Source organism: Paraburkholderia sp. FT54 (assembly GCF_031585635.1).
In the GTDB taxonomy this organism is placed as follows: domain Bacteria; phylum Pseudomonadota; class Gammaproteobacteria; order Burkholderiales; family Burkholderiaceae; genus Paraburkholderia.
Genome location: NZ_CP134196.1, coordinates 660,267 through 674,304 on the forward strand (window position 1 = coordinate 660,267; position 14,038 = coordinate 674,304).

The following is a 14,038-nucleotide window of genomic DNA, read 5'->3' on the forward strand; positions in this document are numbered from 1 at the left end:
CGCAGCGTTGCAGTTTGATTAACGGTCTATTGATCAATCGAGGCTTCTACTGCGTGGGCACTGCCTCTACCATTGCACCGGCGTTGCTTACGCTGCCAGTCATAAAGGAGTCTCATGAACCTTGCTTCGATCCGCAAAGACGCCTTTGCGATGCCTGTCCACAATCCCGCCTATCCCCGGCCGCCGTACCGCTTCATCAATCGGGAATACTTCATTATTTCGTACGAAACCGATTTCGATGCGCTGCGCGCTATCGTTCCGGAGCCGCTGCATCCGGAAAACGACCTCGTGCACTACGAATTCATTCGCATGCCGGACTCGTCGGGCTTCGGCGATTATACCGAAAGCGGTCAGGTCATCTCGGTGCGCGACCAGCAAGGGCGCCTGGGCAATTACACGCATTCAATGTACCTGGATGACGAAGGCCCGATCGCGGGTGGCCGGGAAATCTGGGGTTTCCCGAAGAAGCTGGCCAAGCCGACCTTGAGCGTCGACGGTAACGACACGCTGCTCGGCACGCTCGACTATGGCACACAACGTATCGCCACCGGCACGATGGGCTTCAAGCACGTTCCCCTCGACATCGAGGCCGAGCGCAAGAAGCTCGCGGACACACCGAATTACCTGTTGAAAGTGATGCCGCACGTTGACGGCTCTCCGCGCGTGTGCGAGCTCGTGCGCTTCTATTTGCGTGACGTGAGCGTTATTGGCGCGTGGTCAGGTCCCGCTGCGCTCGAACTGCATCCGCATGCGTTGGCACCGGTCGCCGATCTGCCGGTGAAGCGGGTGGTCGGTGCACGGCATGTGATTGCCAATCTCACGCTGGATATCGGCGAGGTTGCGCTCGATTATCTGGCGACGAGCGAGAGCATCAAGCTCGCGGTCAATCAATAAGGAGGACAACATGTCGTTGAACCAAAAAGTCGCGCTGGTGACCGGCGCAGCAAGCGGTATTGGCGAGCAGTGTGCACGCAAACTCGCTAGTCTCGGCGCCGCGGTGGTAATCGCCGACCTGAATCTCGAGAACGCGCAGAAGGTGGCCAGCAGCATTATTGCGGCAGGCGGCAAGGCGCTTGCCGTCGCAATGGATGTCACCAACGAAGAAGCGGTCAATAGCGGCATTGAACGCGCGGTGCGGGAGTTGGGCAGCATCGACGTGCTCGTGTCGAATGCAGGTATCCAGATCGTCGCTCCCATTGAGGAGTATGCGTTTTCCGACTGGAAGAAGATGCTGGCGATCCATCTGGACGGCGCCTTTCTCACCACGAAGGCAGCGATCAAACACATGTACGCCGGCGGTAAGGGCGGCTCGATCGTCTACATGGGCTCGGTGCATTCGCATGAGGCTTCGAAACTGAAGTCCGCTTATGTGACGGCCAAGCATGGTTTGCTGGGACTGGCCCGGGTGGTCGCGAAAGAAGGCGGCCCGCGCGGCGTGCGGGCGAATGTGGTGTGTCCGGGCTTTGTTCGCACACCGCTCGTCGACAAGCAGATCCCCGAGCAGGCCAAGGCGCTCGGCATCTCCGAGGCCGACGTCGTGAAGAACGTGATGCTCAGGGAAACGGTCGACGGTGAGTTCACCACGGTCGAGGACGTCGCCAATACGGTTGCGTTCCTTGCGGGCTTCGAATCGAATGCGCTCACCGGACAGTCGGTGATCGTCAGCCACGGCTGGTCAATGCAATAAGGGGCACGTATGCGCAGCAGCACAAAAAAAACTAACCGGCAGCCGGATGCGTTCGTGCTGCCGCGCTACGACGAAATTGCCCTGGTGCTTCAGGGCGGCGGTGCGCTCGGGTCTTACCAGGCCGGCGTCTACGAGGGCCTCGCCGAGGCCGGTGTACAACCGAACTGGATCGCCGGCGTATCGATCGGTGCACTGAACACCGCTATCATCGCCGGCAATGCGCCGGAGAAACGCGTGGAAGCGTTACGCGGATTCTGGAATTCGATCTGCCGTCCGCTCGACTGGCTCGGTGGCTTGGGCGCCTGGACATTGCCTGGACTTGGGCTGGACGACCTGTCGCGCAAATGGAGCAGTATGTGGGCGGCCGGGCGCGCGTTGACTGAGGGTCAAACAGGCTTTTTCTCGCCGCGCGTTCCATTGCCAATGGCCGGTTTCGGCAAGCAAAACCCCAACGTGGTCAGCTATTACGACACGGCCGCGCTGCGGGAAACGCTGTTGAAGTTCGCCGACTTTGACCGTATCAACGACGGCGATATCCGTGTTTCGGTGGGCGCGGTGAACGTGCGGACCGGCAACCTGGTGTACTTCGACAACACGAAGATGCGTCTGGAGCCGGAGCATTTCATGGCGTCAGGGGCGTTGCCGCCAGGTTTTCCGGCGGTGGAGATCGACGGAGAGTACTACTGGGACGGCGGTCTGGTTTCCAACACGCCGCTGACCGAGGTGCTGCGCGATGCGGATCACAAGGATGCACTGGTTTTTCAGGTGGATTTGTGGAGCGCAAGAGGCAATCCGCCAGGGGACTTCCTCGACGTGTCCGAGCGTGCCAAAGACATTCAGTATTCGAGCCGTACGCGGGCGATTACAAGCATGCTGGCGGATCGTCAGAAGCATGCCCGTTTCATCAAGGAGTTGCTCGCGCATGTTCCGCCCGATCTGCGTAGAACGGATCCGCTATTCCGTCTCGCTGAAGAAGCGGCCGACGGCAGCGCGATCAATGTGGTCCACCTTATCTACAAGAACAAGCCGTACGAGGGGCATTACAAAGACCACGAGTTCAGTATCGACACGATGCACGAGCACTGGGAAAGCGGTCTCGACGATATTCGTGATTCGTTTGCCCATCGGGAGTGGTTCGATGTGCCGAGCCGCGAACAGGGTTTCGTGACGCACGACGTGCATCGTCGGCCGGGCTCGGTGCCGCAGTCCGATCGTGAGCTGCCTGAATTGCCCATCGGCATGGAACGAAAAGTCGCGGCTTGAACGGGCGCGTTGGCCACTGACGGTGCGGGACGCAGGCTGTTGGCGGCCGGCATGCCAGGAATTGCCATGACTGACTCAACGAGTGCGGACATCAAAGCAATTCAGGCCGAGCTGAAGGCGCTGAAAAGAGAAGTCAAAGCAAGTCGAGGACGAAGTGGCGTCCAGTGTCGCAGTAAGTCGCTGCGGCACGATAGGCCACGCCATATTCTTGATGGCCATAATGGCAGAGACGAAGAAGACGCTCTGAAAGCGAAAATGCCAGCGCACTGAGCAATGACGCTGGCTGGGTTAGCAATTTGTGATTGATCTAGATGGAGATAATGCTCGGAGAAATTTCTCCGTAGTGGGTCACTTGGGCCGGAGCAGCGTAAAAATGACCCAACAGGTCTTTCCATTCCTTGTGCTGGGGCGCGAGTCTGAATCCCACCGTATGATCTTCTAGCGTTCGCCACCGGATCAGGAGCAGGTACTGTGAAGTTATGCCCTCGTCCGAACCTGTGCGCTCTAATATGAAACCGATCGCCGTAGGAGCAATCGCCCCTGATGCCGCGCCCTACGACTTCCCTGATATGCATATTCATAAGTGGTCGCACTCCCGAAGCGGACGGTTCAGCATGCCGGATCCGTATTTGCTCGATACATGCCGAATAGTTCTCGAGCATCGACCACTTTGCCGGCGATCGCTGCCGCGGCAACCATGACGGGCGACATGAGTATTGTTCTGCCTTCCGGTGAGCCTTGTCGGCCTTTGAAATTCCGGTTGGACGATCTCAGTGGAAAACTGGCGCTGGATAGTCCACCGAAGCGATTGAATCTACGAAAGTCGACGAAGCTAACTCGGTTTTTGCGATCCTTGCTGGCGCGCTCGGGCAATTGCAGGAAATACGGTAGTCTCGCTGCCGCGCTCGATGCCCGCTAACATCATGACTGGCATCCGGGCTCGATGCATATCCGGACCTGGTCATTCAATCGACATGGGGTGGGGCCGTGACCATCCGCAAGCTGAAGATTTGCGCACTCGCGTTTTCCGTAGCGGGCGCGTTATTGAGCAGCGTTGCCGCATGGGCAGACGAAGTCAAGGTGATGATTTCGGGCGGGTTTGCGTCGGCCTATCGCGAACTGGGGCCGCAATTCGAAGAGGTGACCGGCCGTAAGCTGATCACCGTCTGGGGGCCCGCCGTGGGCACGGCCGCGAATGCGATCCCTGAGCGGCTTGCGCGCGGCGACTGGGCCGACGTGCTGATCGTCGCTGAGTATGCGCTCGACGGCCCGATCAGTGCCGGCAAGGTCTTGCCGGACAGTAAGGTGGATTTCGCACGCTCGGCGATCGGCCTCGTGGTTCGCCAAGGGACGCCGAAGCCGGATATCAGCTCGGTCGACGCGTTGCGGCGAGCGCTGCTCGCAGCGAAGTCCGTCGTCTATCCGGACAGCCCGAGCGGCGTCTATGTCGGCAGCGAACTGTTCTGGCGTCTCGGCATCGCGGGGTGGATGGACAGCAAGAGCCGCATGATTCCTGCCGGGCACGTCGCCGACGCCGTCGCGAATGGAGAAGCTGAAATCGGAATCCAACAGGTCGTCGAATTGTTGCCGGTGAAGGGGGTGACGGTGGTCGGCAGTTTGCCCGCAGAAGTGCAGAGGTACACGGTGTTCTCCGGGGGCATCGCCACCAATACGAAAAATCCAGCCGGCGCAAAGGCGCTGATTCAATTTCTGTCGTCGCCGGACGCGATGCCCGCGATTTCGAGGACTGGGCTCGAACCGCTTTCGGCGACGCCTGCGAAATGAGCAAAAAACGTGTCCGGCGCGCCGTTCGACATGGGTGGCCGGCGAACTTTCTGGATTCGGCCACAAAGGCACGCTCAAGAGTCCCCGAGGCCGACAGGTGGTGGCACATGACCGATCCGAGCAGCCTTGACGACAAAGCCCGCGATGAACCGCTCTGCTATCTGGCGACCGAGCGCGCTTACCGGCTGAACCATCCGTCGCCGGCCGCTGCTGCGTATTTCGGACGAACGTGACCGGGCATTTCGGGAACGTGGTCGAGCAGACTGGAAGGCAGGACGAGGCCCGCGGCCATTGATTGCGCGCTTGGCTCTGCCGTGCCCTTCTGCTATACATCTAGACGTCGTCACGCAGGAGGTGTCCATGCCGCTCGTTGTCCGACCTGCAAACGCTGACGAACTGGCACGCGCCGAAGAACTGGTTGCCCGCAGCATCAACGACCTGACCGGCCGCCACGGGTTCGGGCCGATCGCCACGTCGCGGCCTTCGGATTTCCAGGCGTTCTGCCTTCGGGACGATCCACGCGGAGTGTGGCTGGCCGAGGATGATGGCGAAATTGTCGGCTTCGCCCTGAGCTGGGTCTGCGGTGCGCTCTGGTTCCTGGCGGAACTGTTCGTTGCACCTGGCCGGCAGGGACAGGGCATCGGCAACGAACTGCTCGACCGCACCATGCAGCACGCGAGCCAGGCCGGCGCGACCGAAAAGAGCCTGATTACCTTCGCCTTCAACGTCGTGTCCCAGGGGCTGTACGTGCGGCACGGCTTGTCTCCGCGTGTGCCCATCCATTTGTGCAGCTGCGAGCGTGAATCATTGCGTCAGGCGCACGGTCCCGCGCTTTGCGCGACGCCCATCCGGACGGCGTCCGTCGATCTCGAAATGCTGCGGCAAGTCGACGTGGCAACCCAGGGTGTTTCGCGAGAGAAGCATCACCGGTATCTGCTGGGCGATCCCAGGATGAAAGGTGTTTTCCTCGAAGAAGGGGGTGAGCGTGTCGGCTACGCGTACGTTGCAGCAACGGGCCACGTAGGTCCCCTGGCGGTCATGCACGCGCATGCGATGCCCGGTGCATTCCGGGCGGCGCTGGCGATGGCCGTCGCGGGAGACGCAAAGCAGATCTCCGTGTTCGTTCCTGGGACGAGCGAAGCACTGGCGATCGCAGCCAGCCAAGGCATGCGATTCGCACTTCCGATGGTGCTGATGTCGACGCGCGACTGCGGCGACTGGACGCGCTATCTCCCGCGAAACCCGGGCTTCATGTGAGGCCGCTTCGGGCGCCGGGCGACACGACTTGACGAGAGAGGCGGGCGCGGCGGCGCCATCGGGTAGGCCGCCGCCATCGCAGGGAAGGAGACGTACCATGAGAAGAGCGCCTGGAACACGGTCAATGCTTCCCGCGCTGGTGCTTTGGCTCGCCGGCTGTGCCGCCGGCGGCATGCCGTATGCCGGGCCGCACCTCAGTCCAACAGAGTGCCGCGACCTGGCGGCGCTCAGGACCAACGCGCCCCCTACGATGGCGCAACACCATAGTGAATTGGCTGCCCTGAGGAAAGCGGGCTACAACCCGTCACCGTGGTATGACGATCCGTACTACCCGGATGATCTGCAAGCGGCACAGCGCCTGGTCGACTACTGGTTCCAAACGGAGTGCCAGCAGCCTCAACCCGGCTGAGAAGCCAAGGTGAATGCAAACCAATCCAGGCTCAGCGCGTACGGAACAAACGGAATTGATGAGGCAGCCACTAACTTTGTCGGGAATGCGTCAATCGAGTAAGTCCGAATGAATGCGTCCACCGGTCTATTAGACTTCCGAGTCCGTCCGCAAGGTGTCGAACTTATAGAAGATTCTGTGCTCATTGCGGACCGCCATCCGTGGGCATTTGAAAGCGAAGCGTGGGCGCTTCTACGCGGACAGCTGAGCCGTCAACAGGTCTTCAATCCGAACCGGAAGGTTACGCACGCGCACGCCCGTCGCGTGATAGACAGCATTCGCAATCGCTGGTGCAATACCCGCGATCCCTATCTCGCCGACACCGCGCGCGCCGAGTGAATTCAACGCGAGATCGGGATAGTCGAGGAACGTGACGTCGATCTTCGGTGCATCGGCATGTGTGGTCATGACGTAGTCGGCGAGGCTGCGGTTGATCGGGGCACCGGAACGGCTGTCGTAGTTCGTCTCCTCGAATAGCGCCATACCGACGCCCATCACCACGGCTCCTTCGATCTGGTTACGGGCCGTGCGGGCATTAATGATCTTGCCTCCATCAATCACGCTCACCACACGGCTGACTCGCAACCGCGCCGTTTCAGGTTGCCATGTAACCTCGACAAAATGCGCGCAGTAGGAGTGCACCGACACGTGCTTTGCGTCAGGATCGTCCTGATTGGGGCCGGACCGGCCCCTTCCCACCACCGTGTTGATCCCTGCCGGCCCCAGGATCCGCTCGAAGGGCACGCCTGCTCCGGGTGAGGTTCCTTTGCGGTAGACCATTCCTTGCTCAAAGCCAAGCGCCTCCACCTTCAGCCCGTTGAAGGGTGAGTTGGCTGCCTCGGCCGCGGTGAGCAAAAGGTGCTGGACGGCTACTTGTGCCGCCTGTGTTGCAGCCGGAACCAGCGACGCCGTAGCCCTCGAGCCCCCCGACATCGGGCCTGGGGGCAAGCGGGTGTCACCGATAACGACTGAAATTCTGTCGAGCGCGATCCCGGTCGCATTTGCCGCCATCTGAGCGAGTACGGTGTACGTCCCGGTGCCAATGTCCTGAGTCGCTGTCAAAACGCGCGCCGTTCCGTCAGCGTTCAGTTCAACGATGACTTCGGCAGCGGATCGCTGCGCCTGCCACGACCCCGCTGCGACGCCCCAGCCGATCACCAGACCGTCACGCCGCATCGAGCCGACCGGCGCCTTGCGTGCCGCCCAGCCGAATTGTTCCATGCCGCTCGTCAGGCATTCCTTGAGGTGCCGGGAGGAAAACGGCACATTCAGGCTTTCGTCAATCGCCGGCTCATTGAACAGGCGCAACTGGACGGGGTCGATATTGAGCTTGATGGCAAGCTCGTCGACGGCCGATTCGATTGCGAACAAGCCAGGGACGGCGCCCGGGCCGCGCATCGAAGTGCTGGGCGCGATGTCCCGGCGCGCATAGGCGGCAGTTACTTGCAGATTGGGCGAGCTGTAGAGATAGCCTGTCGCTTCACCGCAATTCTCTTTGCGTGTATCGAGGCGGCCTGCTTGATAGACGTAATGTTGTTGCAACGATGTCAATCGTCCGTCGCGCGTTGCCGACAAGCGTATGCGTTGCTCGGTGGCCGGGCGGTGCCCCACGTTCTGGAACATCATCTCGCGGGTCAGCACCAGCTTGATGGGCCGCCGCAGATTGCGGGCCGCAGCGGCGGCGAGTAGCGAGTGGGACCACGGAAACAGCTTGCCGCCGAATCCGGAGCCTAGATACTTCATGACGACGCGTACCTGGTCTTCCGGCACGCCGAGCATTTGTGCCATCATCTGCCGCTGGTTGACGATCGACTGAGTCGTTTCGTAAAGCGTGTAGTTCGTGCCATCGAATACTGCTACCGTGGCATGCAGTTCGATTGGGTTGTGCGTTTCGACCGGCGTCGTGTAGATCTGGTCGAGCTTCAGCGCCTCAGAGGCGGTCGCGAATGCGGCCTCGGCGTCACCGCGCTGTGTGTCGACGGACGGCGTCCCTTCCGCCGGCATCCGGCTCGTTACATCGGGTTGACTCCGCGCATACCGCGCCTTCACCGCACTGGACGCGGCGGTTGCCTGCTCGAACGTATCGGCCACTACAACAGCAATGTACTGGCCATAGTACGAGATGATGTCGTCATCGAGCGGCGGGCGCCTTTCGTCGATTCTTGGTCCAAAGCCGACGCGATAGAACTTTCCGATGTTCTGGCGTGTGAAGACAGCCCGGACCCCTGGCATCTTTGAGGCAGCGGCCGTATCCAGTTGATTGATGCGTCCCTTGGCGATTGTCGCGCAAACCGGTACGGCGTATAGCATCCCGGGAAAGTTGAAATCCGACGTGTACGTTGCCGCGCCAGTGACCTTGAACGGTCCGTCAATTCGGTGAAAGTCGCCGCCGATGAGCGGCTGCGTTTTGTTGCTAGCTAATTGCACGTTCTCTCCGCTTCACGAACATGGGTCAAGCAATCTGTGTGGTCAGCTCGGGGGCTCGCCAGGTGCAGCGTATTCAAGTTCGACCTTGAAGCCGTTCTGGATTTGCGCGCGCCGCTGGAGCGCGGCATCGGCCGCCGTCCGGAACGCCGTGGGCTCAGGCAAATGGCCGGGCAACGCGGTTTCAGGTCGGTGAGCGGTGCCCGGTGTTCGACCGGTTCATTTCTAACACCCGCCGTATAAAGCGGGAATGGCACCAAGATGAAACTCGCGACATCTTTGAAGGCTGGACGGGCGGTGGCAGAAAATGGAAGCGCCCTGAAAGACCTGGGTGAGCGGACCGCGATGCAGCAAAAAAAAGCTTCAGGACGCGCAGTCAAAATCGCGATGAACCGCGCGGGGTCTCTCGCTCACTGATGACAGGTTCGCTGCCCGTCCCGTGTCGGGTTCGACTCGAAGTTTGTCATGACGGACTTGAGCAGTGGAATGGCCGCCTCGCCTTGGAAAACGGCCCTGCCGCTTAGCCGGCGCGTAAGACTGCTTTGGGGTCGGAGCGTCGTTGCAGGCTTTCGCGGTTGAACACTGCAATTGGGCCGATCGTGCCCGTTGCGGCTTGCTGGTGCCTCTGCGGCGCCGAAAAGGCACTCATCACCGTATGAGCTGCTCCAATCATTCGCAGCGACCAGACGCTTTGATTCCTGCACGCTTAACGCCTACAACAAAGGATGTCCGGCGATATTCTTTCCGGCCGGATTCAACCGGCAGCGGAGGCGCGAATGAGCTATCAACTGATGGGCAGCATCCTCGAAGTGTGTGAATGCAAGGTCCTGTGCCCGTGCTGGATTGGAGAAGATCCCGATAACGGCATTTGCCGCAGCGCGCTTGCTTACCACTACGAGCAAGGCACGATCGACGGCGTCGATGTGTCGGGCTTGACGATCGCGTTCGCGGCATTCATTCCCGGCAATGTGCTGAAAGGCGGCTGGCGCGTCGCGATGTTCGTCGACGAGCGCGCGAGCGACGCGCAATTCGACGCCTTGGTGAGCGTGCACCGTGGCGAGCGCGGCGGACCGCTCGCGGACCTCGTGAAATTGATCGGCGAAGTCGTCTCTGTAGAACGTGCTTCAATCGAATACACGGTCGTCGACGGCAAGGGCAGGATGAAAGTCGGCGAAGCAATCGAGGCCGAGATGGAGCCATATCGCGGCCCCACGGGCGAGCCGACCAAACTGGTCGAAAGCATCTTTTCGACGATACCCGGATCCCCTGCTTTCGTCGGTAAGGCGAACTCTTTTCGCCTGCGGTACGAAAAGCTCAATCTCGACCTCGCATTGACGGGACACAACGCCATTCAGGGATCGTTCAGCTTCGCGTCGTGAAGACGCTCGTACGCTCGCGGCTGTTCGCGCTGCTCTTCGTCGCATTGACGACGAGCGCGTGGGTCGCATTATGGATGTGGGACGCGGGGCCCTATGCCCGCTATCTGCGTCACGCGAGCTGGGCCGAACTGCCGCTCGTCGGCGCGATATGCCGCGAGGTGCCTGGCGCAAGCCTGACGCTTGCGGGGTTGCTGCACAGTGTCGCATGGCTCCTGATGATCGCGGCGATGATGCTGCCGACCGCCTTCCCGCTCTTCGATACGTTCAGACGCATGACAATCGCGCGTGAAAACCGGCGCACACTGATGGCGTTTTTGATCGTCGGTTACGCGACGGCGTGGGCGCTGTTCGGCCTCGTCGCGCACGGCTTCGATACGGCACTCCATGGGGTCGCGGACCAATCGCCGACATTGCTTGCGCACGCATGGCTGATAGGCGCTGCGATCGTGGCGCTCGCGGGCCTCTATCAGTTCAGCAGCCTCAAACATCGATGTCTCGACAAATGCCGCTCGCCGCTAATGTTCATCACCGAACATTGGCGGGGCAGGAGCGCGCGCCGCGAGAGCTTTCTGCTCGGTATAAGTCACGGCGCTTTCTGCATCGGCTGCTGTTGGGCGCTGATGCTGCTGATGTTCGCGGTCGGCACAGGGAGCGTCGGCTGGATGCTGGCGCTGGGCGCGATCATGGCGGCCGAGAAGAATACCCGTTGGGGCGGGTCCATCGGCAAGCCGCTCGGCGTTACGTTGATTGCGTGGTCCGCGTGGATCGTCGTACAGCACGCCCGCATCGCCTGAGCCATGCGCGGCACCCCGCGCCCCCGCGTGGCCTTCGGGCACGAAACACTCAACGTTGACCAGTTGGTTTGCGAGCGCTGTACATGACGACCCGAGGCACCGATCTTACGCACGACCGATTACTACTTTGTCGCTGTTGCGCCGCTCACCGTGTGCCCGGCATCACGGGCGACTTTCGTATAGCCGTACATCGACACTATCATCAGAACACCCACGCACAGGAACGCGAACCGGAAATCGTGAAGCGTGAACTCCTGCGCGCTCGCAGCGCCGTTGCCGTTGACCGTAGACGCCGCGCGCAGTGCCAACGCGCCAAAAGCGATGCCGAGGCCGATGCCCAACTGGTAAGCCACGTTCCAAAGTGTATTGGCTGCACTCGTCTGCTCGGGAGGGACATCGGCATACGCAAGCATCGCCAGCATGGCAAATTGCATGGAGCGCGTGATCCCATATACGAAGACGACGAACAGAATCCATATGAGCGGGGACTCGGGCGTCAGCAGTCCGCATGCGATGGCGAAGACGCCTCCCACCACGCAATCGACGATTGCGACTCGCCTGAAGCCGTAGCGCCGCAAAATCGACGTCGTCAGGGTTTTCATGCCGAGATTGCCGACTGCGCTGACGATCAACAGCAGCCCGGATTTGAACGCCGACAGTCCGAAGCCGATCTGTAACATCAGCGGCAGCAGATACGGTACGGCACCGATGGCGATACGTGTCAGCGTCCCCGTGACGACCGTAACCGAGAACGTCGGAATGTCGAGCGTGGTCACATCGATCAGCGGGTGCCGCTGGCGACGCGCGTGATAAAACCCAACGCAACCGATCGCGAGGCCGGCCACAATGATGCCAAAACCCACGAGCGGGTTCGTGCCGGGCTGGCTTGCCATATCGGCACCATACAGGATCGCCGTCAACGCGGACCCGCTCAGCGCGAGGCCGATCAAATCGAAGGGGCGACGTTCGGCGCTGCGCAGGTTCGGTACCCATTTCAGCACGGCGGCCAACGCGGCGAGGCAGACAGGCAGATTGAGCAGAAAGATCCAGCGCCAGGACGCGTAAGTCGTAATGAAACCGCCCAACGGCGGTCCGACCAAAGGCGCGACCACGCCGGGCCACGTGATCGTGTTGATTGCCTGCATGAGTTGCTTCCTGTCGGTGGTGCGTACGACGATCAGGCGTCCGACGGGCACCATCAGCGCACCTCCGAGACCTTGCAGCACCCGCGCGGCGGTGAATTCGAGTACATTCTGCGAAATCGCGCACATCAACGAAGCGACAGTGAAGACGACGATTGCCGAGAAGTACACGCTGCGCGATCCGAAGCGATCGGCGACCCAACCGCTCGCCGGAATGAAAATCGCGACCGCGATCATGTAGGCGCTCATCCCGAGACTGAGCGCGTTGAGGCTCGCCCCGAACGAGTGCGCCATCTGCGGCAACGCAGTCGCAATGACGGTGCTGTCGAGATACTCAATGAAGAAGGTCACGGCCACAACGTAAGGAAGCGGCCCGAGTGAACTTGAGCGTGATGGAGAATTTTTCATAACATTGCTGGTGAATGTTGCGTAGCGATTTGAATCCGGTTCGTCGAGCATCGGTATATGGATTCGAGCTATGAACCGCTGTGTACGATTCACTGCCGGATACTGTGTGTCACATGCATGCTTCGCTATAGTAGGAAGCGCCCTTGCGAAAGGCGATTGCCGTTTTTTGAATCCGGTGTTGATCTTTTGGCACCGGCAGAACTATCCGCAGTGGACACATGGCACCACGCTAGGGGCGATGAGACTGTGCGCATCCAGGCGATCGGGAAGACAGTGCAAGGAGGCACAATGAGCGGACTAAGTGTCCATACTCTGACGAGGCGGATCGACCTGTTCACGCTGAGGTTGTTTCTGACCGTGGTGGAGGAACGGCAGATCCGCCGTGCCGCGTTGCGGGAGAACATCACACCATCCGCGGCGACCAGACGGATTCAGGATCTCGAGGACGTAGCCGGCATTAATCTGTTCGACCGTTTCCCGAATGGGATGGTAGCGAGCTCCGCGGGCGAAGTGCTGGCGCGGCACGTGCGCCTGCTGTTTGCGAATCTCGATGCCATGCGCCGCGAGATCAACGAGTTTACCGAGGGCGTGCGCGGCCATATCGGCATTAGCTCCACCAGCACGATCATCGTCCATTTTCTAGCGCGGGAAATCGCCGAATTCACGCGAGACTTCCCACTGGTCGACATCGAATTGCAGGAAGATGCGAACGTCAACGTGGTGAATGCCGTCGTATCAGGTCACGCCGATGTGGCGGTGTTCTATGACTCCGACGATGTCGACAGCGAGAGGCTCGATATTATCGAATACCGTGCGGACCGTCTGGTTGCCGTCGTGCCGCGCGGACACCCGCTTGGCGATCGAGCGAGCGTGACGACCCGGGATTTGCTCGAAGAGAGCCTGGTTGGCATCTCGCCGACCACGTCGATGATGACGCAGTTGCGCAACGCAGCGACAGCGCTCGGTCGGGAGCTGCGCATGAAATACAGGGTAAGCACGATGGAAGCGGCTCGTGCTCTCGTCAAAGCGAATCTGGGTGTGACGATCCAGCCGGAAAGCATGCTGCCCAAAGAGGATTTCGACAAGGTGACCATAGTGCCGCTGGACGAGCCGTGGGCGCTTCGTCAGGTTTGCGTCGGCACGAAGCGCGGCGAAATGTTGACGGCGGCCACGAAGGCGCTCATCGCGCAGTTGACTGATCGCTAACGGGTTGCAAGGCGGCCATATTGATTCAATATGGCAGCTGCGCTTCGCGAATTTGAGATGGTTCTGCGATCACGAACGACAGTTTTGCGCCCCGTCTGAGCCTAGAGTTTTAATCAAAACTCTAAAGTCTCTGTTCAGGGTCTATGCTGAAGGAGGGAGCGCTACCCTTTGGCCTAAGGCATAAGTACGCACATTTGTGCAATAAAGCATAAGCACGCCAAACCTGACCACCTTATGCTTTATTC

The 14,038-nt window shown here is 60.5% G+C and carries 14 protein-coding genes and 1 pseudogene; 12 read left to right on the forward strand and 3 right to left on the reverse strand.

Annotated elements, in window-relative coordinates; all coding sequences use genetic code 11:
* Positions 1-114: 114 nt before the first annotated feature.
* The 4 genes from RI103_RS22425 (at position 115) to RI103_RS22440 (ending at position 3,220) form a co-directional block, all read left to right on the forward strand.
* Complete coding sequence (locus tag RI103_RS22425; RefSeq protein WP_310817701.1) at positions 115-894, forward strand: acetoacetate decarboxylase; 780 nt, start codon at positions 115-117, stop codon at positions 892-894.
* 10 nt (positions 895-904) lie between these two features.
* Positions 905-1,687, forward strand: a complete 783-nt coding sequence (locus RI103_RS22430) for a 3-hydroxybutyrate dehydrogenase (RefSeq protein ID WP_310817703.1) — start codon at positions 905-907, stop codon at positions 1,685-1,687.
* 9 nt (positions 1,688-1,696) lie between these two features.
* A complete protein-coding gene (locus RI103_RS22435) occupies positions 1,697-2,950 on the forward strand; it encodes a patatin-like phospholipase family protein (RefSeq protein ID WP_310817704.1) in 1,254 nt (417 codons plus the stop codon).
* Between the two features lie 66 nt (positions 2,951-3,016).
* Complete coding sequence (locus RI103_RS22440) at positions 3,017-3,220, forward strand: hypothetical protein (RefSeq protein WP_310817706.1); 204 nt, start codon at positions 3,017-3,019, stop codon at positions 3,218-3,220.
* 339 nt (positions 3,221-3,559) lie between these two features.
* Here the strand turns inward: RI103_RS22440 and RI103_RS22450 are convergent.
* Positions 3,560-3,718, reverse strand: a pseudogene (locus RI103_RS22450) (aconitase family protein); the annotation flags it as partial.
* 219 nt (positions 3,719-3,937) lie between these two features.
* Here RI103_RS22450 and RI103_RS22455 point away from each other — a divergent pair.
* The 4 genes from RI103_RS22455 to RI103_RS22470 all read left to right on the forward strand — a co-directional run bounded on the left by RI103_RS22455 (position 3,938) and on the right by RI103_RS22470 (position 6,401).
* Positions 3,938-4,735, forward strand: a complete 798-nt coding sequence (locus tag RI103_RS22455) for a substrate-binding domain-containing protein (protein WP_310817707.1) — start codon at positions 3,938-3,940, stop codon at positions 4,733-4,735.
* Between the two features lie 107 nt (positions 4,736-4,842).
* On the forward strand, positions 4,843-4,968 hold the full coding sequence (locus RI103_RS22460; protein WP_310817708.1) for a hypothetical protein: 126 nt from the start codon (positions 4,843-4,845) through the stop codon (positions 4,966-4,968).
* A 127-nt stretch (positions 4,969-5,095) separates the two neighbouring features.
* Positions 5,096-5,992: a GNAT family N-acetyltransferase gene (locus RI103_RS22465; protein WP_310817709.1), complete on the forward strand. Its 897-nt coding sequence runs from the start codon at positions 5,096-5,098 to the stop codon at positions 5,990-5,992.
* Between the two features lie 97 nt (positions 5,993-6,089).
* Entirely contained in the window at positions 6,090-6,401 is a 312-nt protein-coding gene (locus RI103_RS22470; RefSeq protein ID WP_310817711.1) for a DUF4148 domain-containing protein, read from the forward strand.
* A gap of 231 nt (positions 6,402-6,632) precedes the next feature.
* Here the strand turns inward: RI103_RS22470 and RI103_RS22475 are convergent, their stop codons facing one another.
* Positions 6,633-8,867, reverse strand: a complete 2,235-nt coding sequence (locus RI103_RS22475) for a xanthine dehydrogenase family protein molybdopterin-binding subunit (RefSeq protein ID WP_310817712.1) — start codon at positions 8,865-8,867, stop codon at positions 6,633-6,635.
* 258 nt (positions 8,868-9,125) lie between these two features.
* Between RI103_RS22475 and RI103_RS22480 the strand changes: the two genes are divergently transcribed.
* The 3 genes from RI103_RS22480 (at position 9,126) to RI103_RS22490 (ending at position 11,037) form a co-directional block, all read left to right on the forward strand.
* A complete protein-coding gene (locus RI103_RS22480) occupies positions 9,126-9,281 on the forward strand; it encodes a hypothetical protein (protein WP_310817713.1) in 156 nt (51 codons plus the stop codon).
* 359 nt (positions 9,282-9,640) lie between these two features.
* Positions 9,641-10,243: a DUF1326 domain-containing protein gene (locus RI103_RS22485; protein ID WP_310817714.1), complete on the forward strand. Its 603-nt coding sequence runs from the start codon at positions 9,641-9,643 to the stop codon at positions 10,241-10,243.
* Positions 10,240-11,037 (forward strand): DUF2182 domain-containing protein, encoded by a 798-nt coding sequence (locus RI103_RS22490; RefSeq protein ID WP_409077020.1) that lies wholly within the window; start codon positions 10,240-10,242, stop codon positions 11,035-11,037. The genes RI103_RS22485 and RI103_RS22490 overlap by 4 nt, the downstream gene beginning before the upstream one ends.
* 122 nt (positions 11,038-11,159) lie before the next feature.
* Here the strand turns inward: RI103_RS22490 and RI103_RS22495 are convergent, their stop codons facing one another.
* Positions 11,160-12,587 carry an MFS transporter gene (locus RI103_RS22495; protein WP_310817716.1) on the reverse strand — a complete coding sequence of 476 codons (1,428 nt, stop codon included), beginning with the start codon at positions 12,585-12,587 and terminating at the stop codon, positions 11,160-11,162.
* Between the two features lie 246 nt (positions 12,588-12,833).
* On the opposite strand from RI103_RS22495, the gene RI103_RS22500 reads away from it, so the two are divergent.
* On the forward strand, positions 12,834-13,793 hold the full coding sequence (locus RI103_RS22500; RefSeq protein ID WP_310817717.1) for a LysR family transcriptional regulator: 960 nt from the start codon (positions 12,834-12,836) through the stop codon (positions 13,791-13,793).
* Positions 13,794-14,038: the final 245 nt, after the last annotated feature.

What these genes read in the sequence shown, in the direction of transcription:
- RI103_RS22425 (WP_310817701.1), top strand. Translation starts at nt 115, where the DNA reads ATGAACCTTGCTTCGATCCGCAAAGACGCCTTTGCGATGCCTGTCCAC.
- RI103_RS22430 (WP_310817703.1), top strand. Translation starts at nt 905, where the DNA reads ATGTCGTTGAACCAAAAAGTCGCGCTGGTGACCGGCGCAGCAAGCGGT.
- RI103_RS22435 (WP_310817704.1), top strand. Translation starts at nt 1,697, where the DNA reads ATGCGCAGCAGCACAAAAAAAACTAACCGGCAGCCGGATGCGTTCGTG.
- RI103_RS22440 (WP_310817706.1), top strand. Translation starts at nt 3,017, where the DNA reads ATGACTGACTCAACGAGTGCGGACATCAAAGCAATTCAGGCCGAGCTG.
- RI103_RS22460 (WP_310817708.1), top strand. Translation starts at nt 4,843, where the DNA reads ATGACCGATCCGAGCAGCCTTGACGACAAAGCCCGCGATGAACCGCTC.
- RI103_RS22465 (WP_310817709.1), top strand. Translation starts at nt 5,096, where the DNA reads ATGCCGCTCGTTGTCCGACCTGCAAACGCTGACGAACTGGCACGCGCC.
- RI103_RS22470 (WP_310817711.1), top strand. Translation starts at nt 6,090, where the DNA reads ATGAGAAGAGCGCCTGGAACACGGTCAATGCTTCCCGCGCTGGTGCTT.
- RI103_RS22480 (WP_310817713.1), top strand. Translation starts at nt 9,126, where the DNA reads ATGAAACTCGCGACATCTTTGAAGGCTGGACGGGCGGTGGCAGAAAAT.
- RI103_RS22485 (WP_310817714.1), top strand. Translation starts at nt 9,641, where the DNA reads ATGAGCTATCAACTGATGGGCAGCATCCTCGAAGTGTGTGAATGCAAG.
- RI103_RS22495 (WP_310817716.1), bottom strand. Translation starts at nt 12,587, where the DNA reads ATGAAAAATTCTCCATCACGCTCAAGTTCACTCGGGCCGCTTCCTTAC.